This is a genomic window from Kineococcus esterisolvens (assembly GCF_050871405.1).
Lineage (GTDB): Bacteria > Actinomycetota > Actinomycetes > Actinomycetales > Kineococcaceae > Kineococcus.
Map to the genome: position 1 here is coordinate 17,150 of NZ_JBJLRI010000009.1, position 17,018 is coordinate 34,167.

General features: G+C 70.5%; 15 protein-coding genes and 1 pseudogene. 14 read left to right on the forward strand and 2 right to left on the reverse strand.

All coding sequences use genetic code 11. From position 1 onward, the window contains the following. Positions 1–207: 207 nt before the first annotated feature. Positions 208–1,107: a sugar phosphate isomerase/epimerase family protein gene (locus ACRYR8_RS05215; protein ID WP_432483022.1), complete on the forward strand. Its 900-nt coding sequence runs from the start codon at positions 208–210 to the stop codon at positions 1,105–1,107. Beyond that, positions 1,104–1,991, forward strand: a complete 888-nt coding sequence (locus tag ACRYR8_RS05220) for a phosphogluconate dehydrogenase C-terminal domain-containing protein (protein ID WP_432483023.1) — start codon at positions 1,104–1,106, stop codon at positions 1,989–1,991. The genes ACRYR8_RS05215 and ACRYR8_RS05220 overlap by 4 nt, the downstream gene beginning before the upstream one ends. Positions 1,992–2,108: 117 nt before the next feature. On the opposite strand, the pseudogene ACRYR8_RS05225 reads toward ACRYR8_RS05220, so the two are convergent. Further along, positions 2,109–2,549, reverse strand: a pseudogene (locus ACRYR8_RS05225) (DUF5597 domain-containing protein); the annotation flags it as partial. A gap of 153 nt (positions 2,550–2,702) precedes the next feature. Continuing rightward, the gene (locus ACRYR8_RS05230; protein WP_432483024.1) at positions 2,703–3,236 is read right to left on the reverse strand and encodes a hypothetical protein; all 534 of its coding nucleotides are present in this window, start codon (positions 3,234–3,236) and stop codon (positions 2,703–2,705) included. Positions 3,237–3,959: 723 nt separating this feature from the next. On the opposite strand from ACRYR8_RS05230, the gene ACRYR8_RS05235 reads away from it, so the two are divergent. The 12 genes from ACRYR8_RS05235 (at position 3,960) to ACRYR8_RS05290 (ending at position 17,018) form a co-directional block, all read left to right on the forward strand. Beyond that, complete coding sequence (locus ACRYR8_RS05235; protein ID WP_432483025.1) at positions 3,960–5,513, forward strand: ABC transporter substrate-binding protein; 1,554 nt, start codon at positions 3,960–3,962, stop codon at positions 5,511–5,513. 60 nt (positions 5,514–5,573) lie between these two features. After that, a complete protein-coding gene (locus tag ACRYR8_RS05240; protein WP_432483026.1) occupies positions 5,574–6,515 on the forward strand; it encodes an ABC transporter permease in 942 nt (313 codons plus the stop codon). Beyond that, entirely contained in the window at positions 6,512–8,371 is a 1,860-nt protein-coding gene (locus ACRYR8_RS05245; protein ID WP_432483027.1) for a dipeptide/oligopeptide/nickel ABC transporter permease/ATP-binding protein, read from the forward strand. Before ACRYR8_RS05240 ends, ACRYR8_RS05245 begins: the two co-directional genes overlap by 4 nt. Further along, the gene (locus tag ACRYR8_RS05250; protein WP_432483028.1) at positions 8,368–9,201 is read left to right on the forward strand and encodes an ATP-binding cassette domain-containing protein; all 834 of its coding nucleotides are present in this window, start codon (positions 8,368–8,370) and stop codon (positions 9,199–9,201) included. Before ACRYR8_RS05245 ends, ACRYR8_RS05250 begins: the two co-directional genes overlap by 4 nt. 4 nt (positions 9,202–9,205) lie before the next feature. Then, a complete protein-coding gene (locus tag ACRYR8_RS05255) occupies positions 9,206–9,889 on the forward strand; it encodes a TetR/AcrR family transcriptional regulator (protein WP_432483029.1) in 684 nt (227 codons plus the stop codon). Next, entirely contained in the window at positions 9,886–11,709 is a 1,824-nt protein-coding gene (locus tag ACRYR8_RS05260) for a glycoside hydrolase family 3 protein (protein ID WP_432483030.1), read from the forward strand. Before ACRYR8_RS05255 ends, ACRYR8_RS05260 begins: the two co-directional genes overlap by 4 nt. A gap of 49 nt (positions 11,710–11,758) precedes the next feature. After that, positions 11,759–12,895, forward strand: a complete 1,137-nt coding sequence (locus ACRYR8_RS05265) for a serine hydrolase domain-containing protein (RefSeq protein WP_432483031.1) — start codon at positions 11,759–11,761, stop codon at positions 12,893–12,895. Positions 12,896–13,025: 130 nt separating this feature from the next. Continuing rightward, positions 13,026–14,093, forward strand: a complete 1,068-nt coding sequence (locus tag ACRYR8_RS05270; protein ID WP_432483081.1) for a cupin domain-containing protein — start codon at positions 13,026–13,028, stop codon at positions 14,091–14,093. Next, positions 14,090–14,944 (forward strand): fumarylacetoacetate hydrolase family protein, encoded by an 855-nt coding sequence (locus ACRYR8_RS05275; RefSeq protein ID WP_432483032.1) that lies wholly within the window; start codon positions 14,090–14,092, stop codon positions 14,942–14,944. The genes ACRYR8_RS05270 and ACRYR8_RS05275 overlap by 4 nt, the downstream gene beginning before the upstream one ends. Positions 14,945–14,957: 13 nt before the next feature. Beyond that, entirely contained in the window at positions 14,958–15,734 is a 777-nt protein-coding gene (locus ACRYR8_RS05280; RefSeq protein ID WP_432483033.1) for a maleylpyruvate isomerase family mycothiol-dependent enzyme, read from the forward strand. Between the two features lie 58 nt (positions 15,735–15,792). Further along, positions 15,793–16,827, forward strand: coding sequence for a nucleoside hydrolase (locus ACRYR8_RS05285; RefSeq protein ID WP_432483034.1), 1,035 nt, complete (start codon positions 15,793–15,795; stop codon positions 16,825–16,827). Then, entirely contained in the window at positions 16,824–17,018 is a 195-nt protein-coding gene (locus ACRYR8_RS05290; protein WP_432483035.1) for a hypothetical protein, read from the forward strand. The genes ACRYR8_RS05285 and ACRYR8_RS05290 overlap by 4 nt, the downstream gene beginning before the upstream one ends.

Sequence of the window (17,018 nt, forward strand, 5' to 3'; positions counted from 1 at the left end):
CCCGGCGGGGCACCACGCTACCGCCGAGCAGAGCACCAGCAAACCGGTTGACCTTTTTCTGGTCAACCGGTTGACGCACTCCTCGCTCGTGTCGCAGACTCGTCGCACGGCGCAGCAGCCGTCGGCCGGGTCGGCAGGACCGGGGCCGCGCACCACCCCTCTCCGGCGCTCCGCCGGGCGAGCAGGGCGACCTTCCCGGGAGTCAGCGTGGACACCGCACCCTCCGGCGCACCCGCGCCACCCGCACCGAGCGGGACCACCCGCACCGGTGCGGGTTCGGGGACCTACGCGTACTTCTGGCGCTCTTCCGACCGGGTGGAGCGCCCGATGAGCATCACCGAGCAGTTCGAGGACGCCGCCCACCTCGGTGCCGAGGTGTTCCAGGTCTGCGACGACCCCCGCCTGGACCGGCTGGACCGCGCCGGGCTGGCGGACCTGCGCCGCGCCGCGGCGGAGCTCGGCCTGGCGCTGGAGGTGGGCACCCGCGGCACCCGCCCCGACCACCTGCGCCGCCACCTGGGGATCGCCGAGGCCCTCGGCGCCCGCCTGGTGCGCAGCATGTGGACCGCCGGCCCCGCCGACCCCGAGGACCGCCCCGACCGCAGCGAGACTGAGCGCCGGCTGCGCGAGGTCCTGCCCGACTACGCCCGCGCCGGTGTGACGCTGGCGCTGGAGACCTACGAGCAGGTGCCCACCACCGCCCTGGTGGACGTCGTCGAGGCCCTCGGCGACACGCACCTGGGGATCTGCCTGGACCCGGCCAACACCGTGGCGGCGCTGGAGAACCCCCCCGACGTGGTCGCCCGCTGCGCCCCGCACGTGAAGAACTGGCACGTGAAGGACTTCACCTTCACCCGGGCCGAGGGCTGGGTGGGTTTCACCCTCACCGGAGTGCCGCTGGGCGAGGGCCTGCTCGACCACGACGCCGTCTTCGCGGCCGTGGACCCCGTGCACCGCGGCATCAGCCGCATCGCCGAGCACTGGCTGCCCTGGCAGGGCGATCCGCAGACCACCGCCCGCACCGAGGCCGCCTGGACGGCCACCACCCTCGCCCGCCTGACCCGCCCGACCCCCGACTCGAACCCGCCCGAGGAGCACCAGCGATGACCGACCTGGCTGAACCCACCACGACCACCGGCACCGGTGCCCTGACCGTGGCGGTCATCGGCGCCGGCGGCAAGATGGGCATGCGCGTGTCGAACAACCTCGACACCAGCGCCTTCACCGTCCGCTACGCGGAGAACTCCCCCGCCGGGCAGGAGCGCGTCCGCGCCGCCGGCCGCGAGGTCGTCGACGCGCACGCGGCCGTCGACGGCGCCGACGTCGTGGTCCTGGCCGTTCCGGACGTCGTGCTCGGCAAGGTCTCCGAGGACCTCGTGCCGCGCATGAAGGACGGCTCGATCCTGCTGACCCTGGACCCGGCCGCCGCCTACGCCGGCCTGCTCGCCTCCCGCGACGGCGTCGCGCAGGCCGTGGCGCACCCCTGCCACCCCTCGGTTTTCCTGGAGCGGCGCACGGACGAGGAGTACGCCGACACCTTCGGCGGCATCGCCGCCCCTCAGGAGGTCGTCGCCGCCCTCGAAGTAGACGACGAGGGGGTGCGGGCGGTCGCCGAGCAGGTCATCACCACCATCTACGCCCCCGTCATCCAGGTGCACTGGGTCAGCGTGAAGCAGCTCGCCGTCCTGGAACCCACCCTGGTGGAGACCATCGCCTGCATGATCGGCGCCCTGCTCAAGGAAGCGCTGGACGAGACGGTGAACACCGTGGGCGTGCCCGCCGAGGCCGCCCGGGCGATGCTGTGGGGCCACGCCGGCATCGCCCTGACCAACGCGCTGCGCGGCTCCAACCCGTTCTCCGAGGCCTGCCACATCGCCATGGACTACGGCCGCGAGTCCATCGTCAAGGACGACTGGAAGAAGATCTTCCGCGACGACGAACTCGACACCGTCATCGCCCGGATGCTCAAGATCGACGCCGTCCGCCGCTGAGCCCGGACGGCGAACGGCTGCACGAGCTCCACCGACCGGTGCACGCCGGTCGGCGACCCCCGCACGAAGCGCGGGGGTCGCCGACCCCTGTGCCAAACCCGCTCCCACCCCGTCGCCGCCGAGGAGGCGCCCGGGTCGGCAGCGACCCGCGTCGATCGTCAACTCCCGCACCTGATCGATGGCGACTCGCCACACCGGGTCCGCACAGCTCAGAGCCATCCTCAGTCCACGCCCGACCACCAAGTAGTCGTCTTCGTCGATCCTCACGATCCGGCCGTAACCGTGGCTGCCTGACGGTTCCACCCCGACAGCGCTGGATCGTGTGACCGACATGACGACGTCGCTGAATCGGACGACGGCGCGGTCGCCGCCGTCACGGGCCAGCAGTGGTTCCGCCGCCTCGAGGAGGCGGTACGCGTCGGCCAGTTCCTCGAGGGGCGCGAAGTCCACCCCGAAGGGGGAGGCGCCGATCGCAGCATGCTCCCGGACAGCGAGGAAGACGGCCCCGACTCCGACGACGTCCCGCCTGAGCTCGGGGACGAACAGCGCACCGCTCATCGCCGAGAACGCGTCGAACACCTCAGCAGGCTCGCCGAAGTACAGGTCCGGCGTGTGCGGATCGATGGTGGGCGCGACCGAGGTCCACACGTCTGCGACGCGCGGGAAGGGCCCCCGCTCGGGTAGCCGCCTGGCTCTCCGCCTCCGGCGAGCTCAAAACCGGGCAGGTCGAGATCGACGTCCCCATCGAGCCAGACGTTGACGAAGAAGGGCAGGGACGAGACGGTACGACCTGCCTCGGCGACCCGCTCCACGCGAGAGGCGAAGCCCCAGTCCATGAAGACCTCGTCCCCTGACGAGCGGATCCGCGCCCACGTCCGCCCACGTGCGAGCCGCCTCGAACCCTGGTCGTTCAGCGAGCGCTCCACGGAGATCGCTCGGCAGCTCGCTCGCGAAGAGGGTCGCAGCCGCTGCAGAGTGGTCCCTCGAGAACTCCAGCAGACCCACCTCGTTCTCCACCTGAACCATGAGAACGGTTCGCTCGTCGCGGCCGTAGTCCTCGACGAACTCCATGAGCCGCCGGAACGCAGCCAGGTCGAGATCGCTACCGCCGAACGGGCTGAGCGTGGCGGAGACGGTCCCGTCCTCCATGATGCAGCGCGGATGGCGATCCCAGTCCCCGGCGACCCAGGCCGGGGCGTAGGTCGACGTGCCGTTCATCCACGCGCCGAACCAGAGCAGGATCAACCGCGCTCCGGCAGCGCGCGGCGTCGATGACCTCGGTCACGGAAATCGTGTCGAACTCGCCTTCCCGGGGTTCGACGGCCTGCCACGTGACGGCCGCCTGCATGGTGTTGGCGCCGAGGGCGACCGCGTGCCGCAGGGCGCGGTCGAGCCCCGTCCGTTCGGACGGCATCGAGTCGTGCAACTCGACGCCGCGGACGAGACAGGGGCGACCGTCGACCACCACACGGGTCGTCGACCCTCGTTGCAGGTGCGGGTCCGTAGGCGCACGGCCTACCGTGGAGCGGGGTGTCGTCATGCCGTCGTCCCCCATCGCGTTGGGAACTGCCTGTGAGTGCCGGGTGAGAGGCAGCGCAGCGCCCCCGGGATCGTCACGGGCACCTCACTCGAAGCGGGCGGCCCGCCGGCGAACACTGCGTGCACGGACAGGAAGGCGCACGCATCGACGCACCGGCGAGCAGCCCTGGAGCGAAACTGCCGACCACCCCGTCGAGCAGGACGCCCCGCCCGGCGACGACCGCGTGCCACGGAGGTGTCTTCACCGATGTGCGCATCGCCCTCCGTCGCCCGCTGGTCAGCCGAAGCACCACAAACCTAGCGTGCGGTCAGTTTAGGGCGCTATGCTGAACAGGCAGCTGGTTCGAGCGCGCGACGCCGCGCGCCTTGCAGGCCCGCAGGATCCCAACGGGCATCACCCACCCGCCTGACGATGAAGTAAGGACGGACATGTCGCGACGTATGACGAGGTTGCTGCAGGCAGTCACGGCCGGCGCCCTCACCCTCTCCCTGGCAGCCTGCTCGGGCGGCGCCGGCGAACCCGACCAGGCCGCTGCCTCCGGCGCGGAGGGGACCGCCCCGCTGCTGACGCTCGGCGCCTTCGTCGAGCCGACGTCGTTCGCGCCTGCTGCGGCGCAGGAGGGCAACGCCTTCCCCTACTACCAGGCCGTGTACGACACGCTGATCAAGCGCGCGCCCGACGGCAGCCTGGAACCGTTCCTGGCGACGGAGTGGGAGTACGACGAGAGCCGGACCCGCCTGACGCTGACGTTGCGGAACGACGTCACCTTCAGCGACGGCGCTCCCTTCGACGCCGAGGCCGCGAAGGCCAACATCGAGCACTTCGTGTCCGCCGGCGGCCCCCAGGCCAACCAGGCCGCCCTCATCGAGTCGGCCGAGGTCGTCGATGCGACCACACTCGCAATCAACCTGTCGGAGCCGGACCCGTCGCTCGAGTTCTCGCTCGCGAGCGCTCTGGGGCTGATGGCGAGCCCGGACGCGCTGGGCTCGGAGGCGATCGCCGGCCAGCCGGTCGGATCCGGACCGTACCTCCTAGACGACTCGATCGTCGGTTCTCAGTACACCTTCGTCCGGAACGACGACTACTGGGGCGAACAGCTCCCCTACGACTCGGTGCAGTTCATGGTGCTGACCGACGAGACCGCCCGCGTCAACGCGCTGCGGTCCGGCCAGATCGACGCGGCCGTCTTCAACTCGCCCACGACCGCCGCGGAACTGGAGTCGGCCGGCTTCGAGGTCCAGCACGCCCCGCTGAACTGGACCGGACTCGTCTACTTCGACCGCGCAGGCGCGCTCAACCCGGCGCTCGCCGACTCTCGGGTGCGCGAGGCGATCACGGTCGCCATCGACAAGGAAGGACTGCTGGAGTCGACCGGCGCGGGTCTCGGCGAGGTGACGAACCAGATTTTCCCCGAAGAGGCGCTATCCCACCTCGACGAGTACGAGGGCGATGAACGTTTCACCCACGACCCCCAGCGCGCCCGCGAGCTCCTCGCCGAGGCCGGGTACGCAGACGGTCTTACGCTGGACATGCCGATCAGCCCGGTGTTCCCCCCGGCCGTCTACGCCGGCATCGAGCAGGACCTCGCCGACGTCGGCATCACCATGACACGCACCGAGTTCGGGCCGGGCCAGTTCATCCCCGCCATCCTCGGAGGGAAGCACGAAGTCACCTACATGACGCTGGCGATGTTCAACGACTGGACCACCATCCAGCAGTACGTCGCCGAGGATGCGCCGTGGAACGCCCTGGGGTCCACCGACCCCGAGCTGTCTCAACTGATCGACACCTTCCAGAACGCCAGCTCGGACGAGGAGCGGACGCAGATCGGCCAGCAGCTCAACCAGTGGCTGATCGACAACAACTGGTTCGGCGTGTTCTCGACCGCCCAGTCGACGTACGCCACTGACGACACGGTCGACGTCGAGCTGCAGGCTCAGCAGGCGGTCCCGTCGATCTACAACTACTCGCCCGCCAGCTGAGCGAGGGTGGGCCTCCCGTCACCACGGCAGGAGCCCACCCCGAGCGGAGAGGTCCCCCAGGTGCTCACCTTCATCGCCAAGCGAATCGCGCTGGCGCTCTCGCAGATGCTCGCGATCTCCGCGATCGCGTTCTCACTCCTGTACCTGTCCTCGGAGGGCATCGCGCGGGCGATCCTCGGTGATCAGGCCACCGAGGAGCAGGTCGCCGCGAAAACGGCCGAACTGGGTCTGGAGCGACCGCTGGCCGTGCGCTACGTCGAGTGGCTCCAGGGCGCTCTGAGCGGTGATTTCGGTCACTCCTACTTCACCCCCCAGAACGTGCTCGACGCGCTGCTCACGCGGTTGCCCGTCACGCTCACCCTGCTCGTCGCCGTCACCGTCGTATCGGCGATCATCGCGTTCAGCCTCGGTGTCGCGGCCGCGGTGCACCGCGGGTGGCTGGACCGCCTGGTCCAGTTGCTGTCGGTCATCGGGTACGCCGTCCCGGGGTTCCTGGTCGGGCTCTTCCTGGTCGTGGTGCTCGCCATCAACCTCGAACTGCTCCCGGCGACCGGGTACGTGCCGATCACGACGGACCCCGCCGGCTGGGCGAAGTCCATGCTCCTCCCGATCGCCGCCATCTCGGTGGGTGCCATCGCCGCCACGGCGCAGCAGGTGCGCGGCGCCATGATCGATGTGCTGCGAGCGGACTACGTCCGGACGCTGCGCAGCCGCGGCCTGAGCGAGACGGAGATCATCTTCAAGCACGCTCTCCGCAACGCCTCCGGCACGGGGGTCACGGTGCTCGGCCTGCAGTTCGTCGGCCTGCTCGGCGGGGCGATCATCGTCGAGCAGATCTTCGCCCTTCCGGGCCTCGGCACGGTCGCGATCCAGTACACCTCACGCGGCGACATCCCCGTCGTCATGGGCTTGATCCTCGTGACGGCGGTCATCGTGGCGACCGTCAACCTCCTCGTCGACATCGTCGTCGGCGTCCTCAACCCGAAAGCGAGGCTGGCATGACCGCTGTGACACCCACCTCGTCCGCGCGCGAGTCCGTGATCGGCCGGTTCCTGTCGAGCCCGTTGGCGGCGGGATCCCTCATCGTGCTGGCGGTGATCGTCCTGGGCGCCACCCTGGCTCCGCTCCTCGCCGCGACGGATCCCTCCACGGCGTCGATCCGGGACGCCTACCTGCCGCCGTCGTCCCCCGGCCACCTGCTGGGCACCGACTCCGCGGGGCGGGACACCTGGGCCCGCCTGCTCCACGGCGGCCGCGTCAGTCTGCTGGGCGCGGCCCTCGCGCTGGCCCTGGCAGCGCTGATCGGCATCCCCGGTGGTCTCCTGGCGGGTTACTACGGCGGCTGGTTCGACTCGGCGTCGGTCTGGGTGTCGAGCCTGGTCCAGTCGATGCCGGGCATCGTGGTGCTCCTGGCCGCGCGAGCCGTGCTCGGGCCGTCCATCTGGTACGCGATGGTCATCTTCGGCGTCATCCTCTCCCCTGCGTTCTACCGGGTCGTGCGGACAGCCGTCATCAACGTGCGGCGCGAGCTCTACGTCGACGCCGCCCGGGTCTCGGGACTGCGGGACACGGCGATCATCGGCCGCCACATCCTCACGGTCGTGCGGGCCCCGATCATCATCCAGTCGTCCCTGCTCCTCGGGATCGCCCTGGCCATCCAGTCCGGGCTCGAGTTCCTGGGCGTGGGAGACAACACCGTGCCTTCCTGGGGCAACATGCTCAACGAGGGCTTCCGCAACATCTACCGCGACCCGGTCTCCATCCTCTGGCCGTCCCTCGCCATCGGGCTCACCTGCGCGTCCCTGGTGATGATCGGCAACGGGCTGCGAGACGCCCTGGAGGAGAGGGGCCTGCGCACGCCCGGGCGCCCTCGCAACCCACGTGCAGCAGCGGCCACGGGAGCCGCCGCCGCAGCCACGCAGGCGGTGCCGGAGCTCACGCCGGCTCCTGCCCCTGACGGGCCGCGGTCGAGCACCGTGACACAGCGCCCCGAGGACGATGTCACTCCGATCCCGACCCCGCCGCCGGCGCCGGACGCGCTGCTCAGCGTCAGGAACCTCCAGATCGCCTACGGCCAGCCGCCGGTGCAGAAGACGGTGGTCCACGACGTCAGCCTGGACGTGCGCACGGGCGAGGTGCTCGGGCTCGTCGGGGAGTCCGGCTCGGGCAAGACGCAGACCGCGTTCGCCGTCCTGGGACTGCTGTCCGCCGGTGGCCGCGTCACCGGAGGCAGCATCGTGTTCCAGGGCGAGGAGCTCACGAGCAAGCCGAGTTCAGCGATCCGCTCGCTGCGGGGGACCGGGATCGCCTACGTCCCGCAGGAGCCCATGAGCAACCTCGACCCGTCGTTCAAGATCGGCGCCCAGCTCACGACGCCGATGGTGAGGCGCTTGGGGATCAGTCGTGCGACGGCACACCAGCGGGCACTCGAACTGCTTGACCGGGTCGGCATCCGCGATCCCCGGCGGACGTACGACTCGTACCCGCACGAGGTCTCCGGGGGGATGGCGCAGCGCGTGCTCATCGCCGGCGCGGTCTCCTGCCAGCCGCGCTTGCTCATCGCCGACGAACCCACGACCGCGCTCGACGTGACGGTCCAGGCGGATGTACTGCGCCTGTTGCGGGAACTGCGGGACGAGTTCGACATGGGTGTGATCATCGTGACGCACAACTTCGGCGTCGTCGCGGACATCTGCGACCGGGTGGCCGTCATGAACCGCGGAACGATCGTCGAGCTCGACGACGCAGAGTCGTTGTTCGATCGCCCGAGGCACCCCTACACGCGGATGCTGCTGGGTTCCACGCTCGAGGGCGGCCCCTCCCGCACGCAACTGGACGCCAAGGAGGTCGCGCTGTGAGCGAGCCCCTGCTCGTCGTCGACCGACTCGGGGTGGACTTCCGGCGGCACCGCCAGGTCTTCACGGCGCTCGACGACATCTCCTTCGACATCGCGCCCGGGGAGACGGTGGGTCTCGTCGGCGAATCCGGATCTGGAAAGACGACGATCGGGCGGACGATCCTGGGCCTCGTCAAGCCCTCCCGCGGCACCATCGCGTTCCGGGGTCAGGACATCACGCACGCGTCATGCACCACTCGCCGGGCGCTGAGTCGCGACATCCAGGTCGTCTTCCAGGACCCGTACACATCGCTCAACCCCTCCCTGAGCATCGAGGACATCCTGGCCGAACCGCTCCGCGCGCAGGGCGTGGGACGCAGCGAGGCCTCCCGCCGAGTGCGTGAACTGCTGGACCGCGTGCGGCTGCCCCGAGATGCTGCCGACAGGCTGCCGCGGGAGTTCTCCGGGGGCCAGCGCCAGCGGATCGCCATCGCACGCGCACTCGCACTGCGGCCGCGGCTCATCGTGTGCGACGAACCGGTGTCGGCGCTCGACCTGTCCACCCAGCAGCGCGTGCTCGACCTGTTCATCGAGCTGCAGCGCCAGACGGAGTGCGCCTACCTCTTCGTCTCCCACGACCTGTCCGTCATCCGGCACATCAGCCACCGAGTGCTGGTCCTGAACCGGGGGCGACTGGTCGAGTCCGGGTCGGTCGACAAGATCACTTCCACACCCGACCACCCATACACGCGCCGGCTGCTGATGTCAGCGCCGCTGCCCGACCCCGTCGCCCAGCGCGAGCGGCGCGCACGACTTGAGGCGGTGATCGCAGGTGCACCTGCGGCAGACTGACCAGGTGAGCGAGAAGATCCGACGTCGCAGTCCGCGTGGTGAAAACCGGCGCGCTGCCATCATCACCGCCGCAGCGCAGGAGTTCGCGAAGCACGGTTACCACGGTGCGTCCATCGCGGCGATCGCCGCACAGGTCGGCATCACTCAAGCGGGGATCCTCCACCACTACGCTTCCAAAGACGCTCTGCTCGACGCGGTCGTCCAGCAGCGCTTCGCGGAGGACGCCGAGATCGTGACCCGCCTCGGCCTCGGCGAGGCCTCTCCGTTCGCCGGCTACGACTCGCTCGTCGCCCGCAACATCGAGGACCCGACGTGGGTGCAGTTCCTCATGGTGATCACCGCGGAAGGGCTCACGGAGGACAACCCGGCACGGGAGCTCATCCGCGTGCGGTACGAGCGTGTGCGCGAGCGGATCCTTCAGCGCATGCAGGCACACGCCGGCGACAGGTACGACCTCCCCGCGTGGCTGGATCGCGAAGACGTCGCCTCGCTCCTGCTGGCCGCGCTGGACGGGCTCCAGCTGCAGTGGCTCTACGAGCCGTCGGTGGACCTGCGCCGCCGGATGGCCCTGTTGATCGATCTCATCACGAACGCCCCCGAGCTTTCGCCGGGCGAGACCGCGTCGCGGCCGCACGGCGACGACCGCACCCCCCCGGCCGAGCCGGGCACCGACAGAGGGACGCCATGACCGCCACCTACTCGACGAACCCCGACGGCACCCGGTACCGCGACCTCAACGGCAACGGCACCATGGATCCGTACGAGAACCCCGACCTGCCGGTCGCGGACCGCGTGCGCGACCTGCTGTCGCGCATGACGCTCGCCGAGAAGGCCGGCCTCATGATCCACTCCATCGTCAGCGTGACGGTCGACGGCCACCTGGACGGCGAACCGATCGCGGGCGGGCGCCTCAGCGTCGAGGAGTTCGTGCAGAACCGGTCGGTGACGCACCTCAACGTCCACCGGATTCCCGACCCACTGGCCATGGCGCGGTGGTCGAACCAGGTCCAGCGACTGGCAGAGAACACGCGGCTCGGAATTCCCGTGACGATTTCCACCGACCCGCGGCACTCCTTCACCGAGAACTGGGGTGCTTCGTTCAGCTCCGAGCACCTGTCGGCGTGGCCGGAACCCATCGGCCTCGGTGCCCTCGCGGACGAAGACGCGGTGCGGGAGTTCGCCGACATCGCGCGACAGGAGTACGTGGCACTGGGCATCCGCTCGGCGCTGCACCCCACGCTCGACGTGGCCACCGAGCCCCGTTGGGCGCGGCAGTACAGCACCTTCGGTCAGAGTGCGGATCTCGCCGCACGGCTCGGCATCGCGTACGTCGACGGCTTCGAGGGTGCAGGGGGGCTGTCGTCGACGAGCGTGGCTTGCATGGCGAAGCACTTCCCCGGAGGAGGTCCGCAACGCGACGGCGAGGATCCGCACTTCCAGTACGGCAAGGAGCAGGACTACCCCGGCGGCATGTTCGAGTACCACCTCGAGCCCTTCACCAGGGTGCTCGCCCGCGGGGTCTCGGCCGTGATGCCCTCGTACGGCGTACCCGTGGGGCTGGAGCTGGACGGGGAACGCATCGAGGAGGTGGGTTTCGGCTTCAACCGCCAGATCCTCACCGGGCTGCTGCGCGAGAAGCTCGGTTTCCAGGGAGTCGTCTGCTCGGACTGGGGGCTCATCACCGAGTCACGCATCCAGGGCAAGCAGTTGCCGCCGAGGTGCTGGGGCGTCGAGGACCTGAGCGAGCTCGACCGCGTGACCCGCGCGCTCGACGCAGGCGTGGACCAGTTGGGGGGCGAGGACGATCCCAGCTGGATCATCGAGCTCGTCGAGTCCGGTCGCATACCCGTGGAGCGGATTGACGCGTCGGTCAGTCGCCTACTCACCGTGAAGTTCCAGCTCGGCTTGTTCGACGACCCCTACGTCGACGAGCAGGCTGCGCCTGACGTGGTGGGCTCGACGGAGTTCCGGGCGGCGGGTCACCGCGCCCAGGTGGCCTCGGCGACGATCCTGCCCCACGAACGCACCGCACTCCCCCTCGAGAAAGGTACACGCGTCTTCTCGCCCGAAGTGCCTGCTGCGGTGATCGAGGCCGCCGGACTCGTCGCCGCCGAGGCCCCCGGTGCGGCCGACGTTGTGGTGACGCGAATAGCGGCACCCTATGAACCGCGCGACGGTTTCGCTCTCGAGGCGGCCTTCCACGCCGGCACGCTCGAGTTCGACCAGGACACCGTCGACCGCCTCCAGGAGCTGGCCGAGGCGGCCCCGGTCGTCCTCGTCGTGCACCTGGAACGTCCCGCCATCCTCACGCCTCTGGTGCCGCACGCCTCGACCGTCGTCGCGGTGTACGGATCGTCGGACGAGGCCGTGCTGGAAGCGCTGACGAGGCCGGGAGCTGCCCGGGGGACCCTTCCGTTCGACGTGCCCAGGAGCACGGACTCGATCGTCGCGTCCCGGGTCGACGTGCCCGGCGACGCAACCGACCCGCTCTTCCGCGCGGGGGTGTGACGCCGTGCGAGGTTTCGTCGCTCCCGGGTTCGAGTCGGTGGAAGAACTCGTGCACCGCGCACAGGAGGAGGACCCCGAGCACTCCTTCCAGCTCGCGATCTACCACCACGACGAGCTGATCGTCGACCTGCACGCGGGCGAGGGCATGACGCCGGACAGCCTGATGATCCCCATGTCGGTCTCGAAGAACTCCTTGGGATTCGTCGTGGCGCTGCTCCTCGACCGCGGCGAACTGGACCTCGACGCTCCAGTGAGCCGCTACTGGCCGGAGTTCGGCGTCGAGGGAAAGGCTGGGATACTCGTGCGGGAACTGCTCTCGCACCAGGCAGGGCTGCCCGAGGCGCAGCCGCCTCTCACGGACGACGAGTACGCCGACCTGGAGGCAGCAGCCGGCCGACTGGTGACGCAGCTGCCCTGGTGGCGGCCCGGAGCGACGTTCGGGTACCACGGCCTCACCATCGGCGTCCTGGGCGCAGAGCTCGTCAGGCGCGTCACCGGCACCACCTTCCACGAGGTCTTCGAACAGGAGGTACGAGCTCCTCGAGGGCTCGACTTCTACGTCGGCCTCCCCCCGGAGCTCGAGGACCGGGTGCTCGAGACGCAACCGATGCGTGTCCCCGACGGAGCTGCCGCACCGCCGCCGTTCGAGCGGAGCCCCGGTCAGGTGGGGCGCGAGGTGTTCGCGGGCCTCTCCGTGCAGCGCAGCGAGGAGGAGGCGCTCGCCCGGTCGCGTCGCTCGCGCGAGATCGGCAACCCAGCCGCCTTCGCGACCGTGAGCGCGCGCGGCATCGCCGGACTGTTCGCGGAGTGCACCGTCGGGCTCACCGGTCCTGCGCTCGTCAGTGAGCAGGCGCTCGCACGCGTCGCCCAGCTCCAGGTGGCGGGGACCGACGCGGTGATCGGCATCGAGCGGCGCTACGGTGTCGTCTTCCAGAAGCCCAGTGCGAACCTGCCCTTCGGGAGCCACCGGGCTTTCGGCCACGACGGCGCCGGCGGGGGTCTCGGCTTCCACGACCCGCGCACCCGGATCAGCTTCGGTTACAGCGTGCGGCGGACGCCATTCCCGGGTGGTGCGGACGCGCGGGCGCTCGACGTCGCCTACCTGGTCCACGCGATCGTGGACGGCTCCTCCCCGAGCAGCGGGCCGGGAGCGGACACCGAGCGTCGCGCGGCTCCCCCTGCGTGAGCCGCGCGACAGCCCGGAGACGCCGCGCCGGGAGCACCCGAGAACGCGCGTCGCACCTGATGACCCTGACGACGGGAGGAACGCCATGAGCACGGACGAAGTCGCCGAACACGCCACGGTCGAGAACCGGATGACGCTCGACAGCAGCCCGGAGCTCGATGCCATGTACGAGGGCTTCGACCGGGAGCACCTCGTGCCGCTGTGGACACAGCTGGACGACCTCATGCCGATGACGCCTGCACCGCGTGCCGTGCCGCACGTGTGGAAGTGGGATCGTCTCTACGACCTCGCCCGGACGGCGGGTGACCTCGTTCCGGTCGGACGAGGTGGCGAGCGGCGCGCGATCGGCCTGGAGAACCCCGGACTGGGTGGCAAGGCGTACGTCTCCCCGACGCTGTGGGCCGCGATCCAGTACCTGGGGCCCCGCGAGACCGCACCGGAGCACCGCCACTCCCAGAACGCCTTCCGCTTCGTGGTCGAGGGCGAGGGGGTCTGGACGGTCGTCAACGGTGACCCGGTCCGCATGAGCCGCGGTGACCTGCTCCTGACGCCGGGGTGGAACTTCCACGGGCACCACAACGAGACCGACCAGCCCATGGCGTGGATCGACGGCCTGGACATCCCGTTCTCCCAGACGAACGACGTCGGGTTCTTCGAGTACGGGAGCGAACGCGTCACCGACGACGCCACGCCCCGGTTCTCCCGCAGCGAACGGCTGTGGTGCCACCCGGGGCTGCGCCCGCTGTCGGGGCTGCGGGACACGGTCTCCTCCCCCGTCGCGGCCTACCGGTGGGAGCACACCGACGAGGCGCTGACTCAGCAGCTCCTCCTGGAGGAGGAGGGCGTCCCGGCGACCGTCGACCAGGGTCACGCCGCTGTGCGGTACGTCAACCCCACCACCGGTGGCGACATCATGCCGACCATCCGCGCGCAGTTCCACCGCCTGCGGGCCGGTACGACGACGCCGAGCCGACGGGAGGTCGGCTCCAGCGTGTACCAGGTGTTCCAGGGCGAGGGCTCCGTCGTGCTCGGCGACACCGAACACCACCTCGGGACCGGGGACCTCTTCGTGGTCCCGTCGTGGGTGCCCTGCTCACTGCGCGCGAAGACGCACTTCGACCTCTTCCACTTCTCCGACGCTCCGATCATGGAGCGTCTCCACTTCGACCGGATGCACATCGAGGAAGGCGAGCGATGAGACTGACCACGCTGCGACTGGCGGACGGCAGCACGGCGGCAGCCCGTGTGGACGGTGAGGAGCTCGTCGTCATCGACGGCTTCTCCGACGTCGGTGACCTGCTCCAGCGGGCATCGCTCGACGCCGCCCGATCCGCGTCCGGCCCTCGACACGCCTTCGAGGGCGCAGACCTGGCGCCGGTGGTCCCCCGACCGGGGAAGATCGTGTGCGTCGGCCTCAACTACCGCACCCACATCCTCGAGATGGGCCGTGAGCTGCCCGCCCACCCCACGTTGTTCGCGAAGTACCCGGAGGCGCTGGTCGGGCCCACCGACCCGGTGGTGCTGCCGCCGGAGTCCGACGAGGTGGACTGGGAGGGCGAGCTCGCCGTGATCGTCGGCAGCCGCGTGCGACGCGCTCGCGGCGATGCGGCCCGTGAGGCGATCGCCGGTTACTCGCTCCTCAACGACGTGACGATGCGTGATTACCAGTACCGCACTCCCCAGTGGCTGCAGGGCAAGACGTGGGAGGCGAGCACGCCCTTCGGTCCGGTGGTGGTGACGCCGGACGAGATCCCCGAGGGCGCTCAGCTCACGACCTCGGTGGACGGTGAGGTCGTGCAGCGCACGCCGCTGGACGACCTGGTGTTCGACGCCACCGCTCTGATCGAGTACATCTCCACGATCGTCACGCTCCAGCCCGGCGACGTCATCGCGACGGGGACGCCGGGCGGCGTAGGACACGCGCGCTCGCCGCGTCGCTACCTGCACCCCGGGCAGATGCTCACCACAACCGTCGACGGCATCGGCGCACTGGTGAACAGCGTCGTCGCGGAGTCGCCCGCCACCGGTCCCGACCCGCGTGACGGCTGAGCGGGCGAGCACCGTGGCACTCGACCTCGAGTCAGCGAGACGCGCCCTGCGTGAGCGACAGGGCAGCGGTGCGAGGTACGACTCGCCGTCCGCCCCGGCGCGCGAGCTCGCGTGGGCGCGCCAGGGCACGGCCTACTTCGCCCGGCACCTGAACGAGACGACCGACGAGGACCTCCGGCAGCCGTCCCGGCTGCCGGGGTGGAGCCGAGCCGAAGTCGTCGCGCACGTCGGCTACAACGCGCGGGCCCTCACGCGGTTGCTGACGTGGGCGGCCACCGGGACCGAGCACCCCATGTACGCCTCCGCGGCGCACCGAGCGGAGGAGATCGCCCGTGGGGCCACCCTCCCCGCCCGGGCACTGCGTCACCTGGTGAGCCACTCCACCGTCCACCTCGACGTGGAGTGGCGCGACCTGCCGGACGCCGCATGGAACGCACCGGTGCGCACCGCGCAGGGCCGCACCGTCCCCGCGCGCGAGACCGCGTGGATGCGGACGCGGGAGGTGTGGGTCCACAGCGTGGACCTGGGCGGCGGCGGCCGGTTCGACGACTTCCCCCCGGAGTTCCTCGACGCGCTGGCGGCGGACGTGTTCCAGACCTGGAACCGTCGCGGTGAGGACGTCCCGATCCACCTGGTGGCCGTCGACCGTCCTGCTCCGCACCGGACGGAGGGTCGGCAGGTCACCGTGACAGGTCGACAGGCCGACCTGGTCAGGTGGCTCACCGGTCGAGGCGGTCACGACCTCGTGAGCTCCTCGAACCGCCTCCCGGACATTCCCTCCTGGTTGTGAGCGCCGCTCGGCGACGCGCCAGGACCTTCCCGACGACCGCATCGACAGGAGCGACCACGTGGCCGACGACACCGCCCCCGGACCTGCGCCGCAGCGCCCCGCTGCCTCCTGGTCCCTGACCGCCCCGCCGTGGTTGCCCGATCGGCCGGTGCCGGCCTGCCGGGTCGTCGTCGACAACGACTTCGCCGGAGACCCCGATGGGCTCTTCCAGCTCGCCCACCAACTGCTCTCGCCGTCGCAGTCCGTCAAGGCCGTGATCACCTCCCGCATGGTGCCGATGACACCGCGGGTCCGACCCGGTGAGACGGTCGAGACGGGCCTGCGCACAGCCGCCGACCTCCTCGACGTCATGCACGTGGACGCACACGACCTCTTGCGCCGCGGCTCCGAGCGCCCGCTCGCGGCGCTGAACGACCCGCGGCCCTCCGAAGGCTCAGACGCGATCATCGAGGAGGCGATGCGCGACGACGACACACCTCTCGTCGTCGTCTGCGGGGCCGGGCTGACGGAGCTGGCGAGTGCTTACCTCCGTGAGCCTCGCATCGCCGAGCGCTTGACCGCGGTGTGGATCGGCGGCCCCGAGCACCCCGGTGCGCCGCGCCCGCCGGCAGGCGCGCTGCCGGTCGAGTACAACGTCGGGATCGACCCGATCAGCGCCCGGGTCGTCCTCGAGCAGTCCACCATCCCGCTGTGGCAGGTACCCCGGGACGTCTACCGCCAGTGCATCGTCTCCCGGGCTGAGCTCCGGACCCGCGTGGCCCGGACCGGCACCGTCGGCCGCCACCTGTACGAGTCGTTGAGTCGGGTGTACGACGCCATGGCGGCCACGGGCCGTGGCACGGGAGAGACGTTCGTCCTGGGCGACTCGCCGCTGGTCCTGCTGACCGCGCTACAGACCCTGTTCGAGCCGGAGACGGCATCCAGCCGCTTCGAGCACCGTCCCGCGCAGCGCTTCGATGACACCGGGCGGGCCGTCGGGGCCGACGGTCGGACCATCCGGGTCTACGACCACGTCGACGTCCGCCTGCTCGTCGAAGACCTCGTGGCCAAGCTGACGGAGCTGGACGCGTGGCTCGACCGCTCGGGCCGGTGAGCTTCCCCCTGAACAGGGTGGCCGACGGCGAGCCCAGCTGCGAGACCACCGGCCGCACCGGCCTTGCCGCCGGCTGGTGGCAGGGCCACGAGGCTCTGGACTCCGAGGGCTCCACCCACGTCGGCCTGGTCGGCAAAGCCCTCGACTGGCTCTCCTTGACCGGCGCCCGGCCGGGTGCCGTGAAAGGCTGA

Excerpts from the sequence above, each read along its gene's own strand:
- ACRYR8_RS05220 (WP_432483023.1), top strand. The coding sequence starts at position 1,104 with ATGACCGACCTGGCTGAACCCACCACGACCACCGGCACCGGTGCCCTG.
- ACRYR8_RS05235 (WP_432483025.1), top strand. The coding sequence starts at position 3,960 with ATGTCGCGACGTATGACGAGGTTGCTGCAGGCAGTCACGGCCGGCGCC.
- ACRYR8_RS05245 (WP_432483027.1), top strand. The coding sequence starts at position 6,512 with ATGACCGCTGTGACACCCACCTCGTCCGCGCGCGAGTCCGTGATCGGC.
- ACRYR8_RS05260 (WP_432483030.1), top strand. The coding sequence starts at position 9,886 with ATGACCGCCACCTACTCGACGAACCCCGACGGCACCCGGTACCGCGAC.
- ACRYR8_RS05270 (WP_432483081.1), top strand. The coding sequence starts at position 13,026 with ATGACGCTCGACAGCAGCCCGGAGCTCGATGCCATGTACGAGGGCTTC.
- ACRYR8_RS05275 (WP_432483032.1), top strand. The coding sequence starts at position 14,090 with ATGAGACTGACCACGCTGCGACTGGCGGACGGCAGCACGGCGGCAGCC.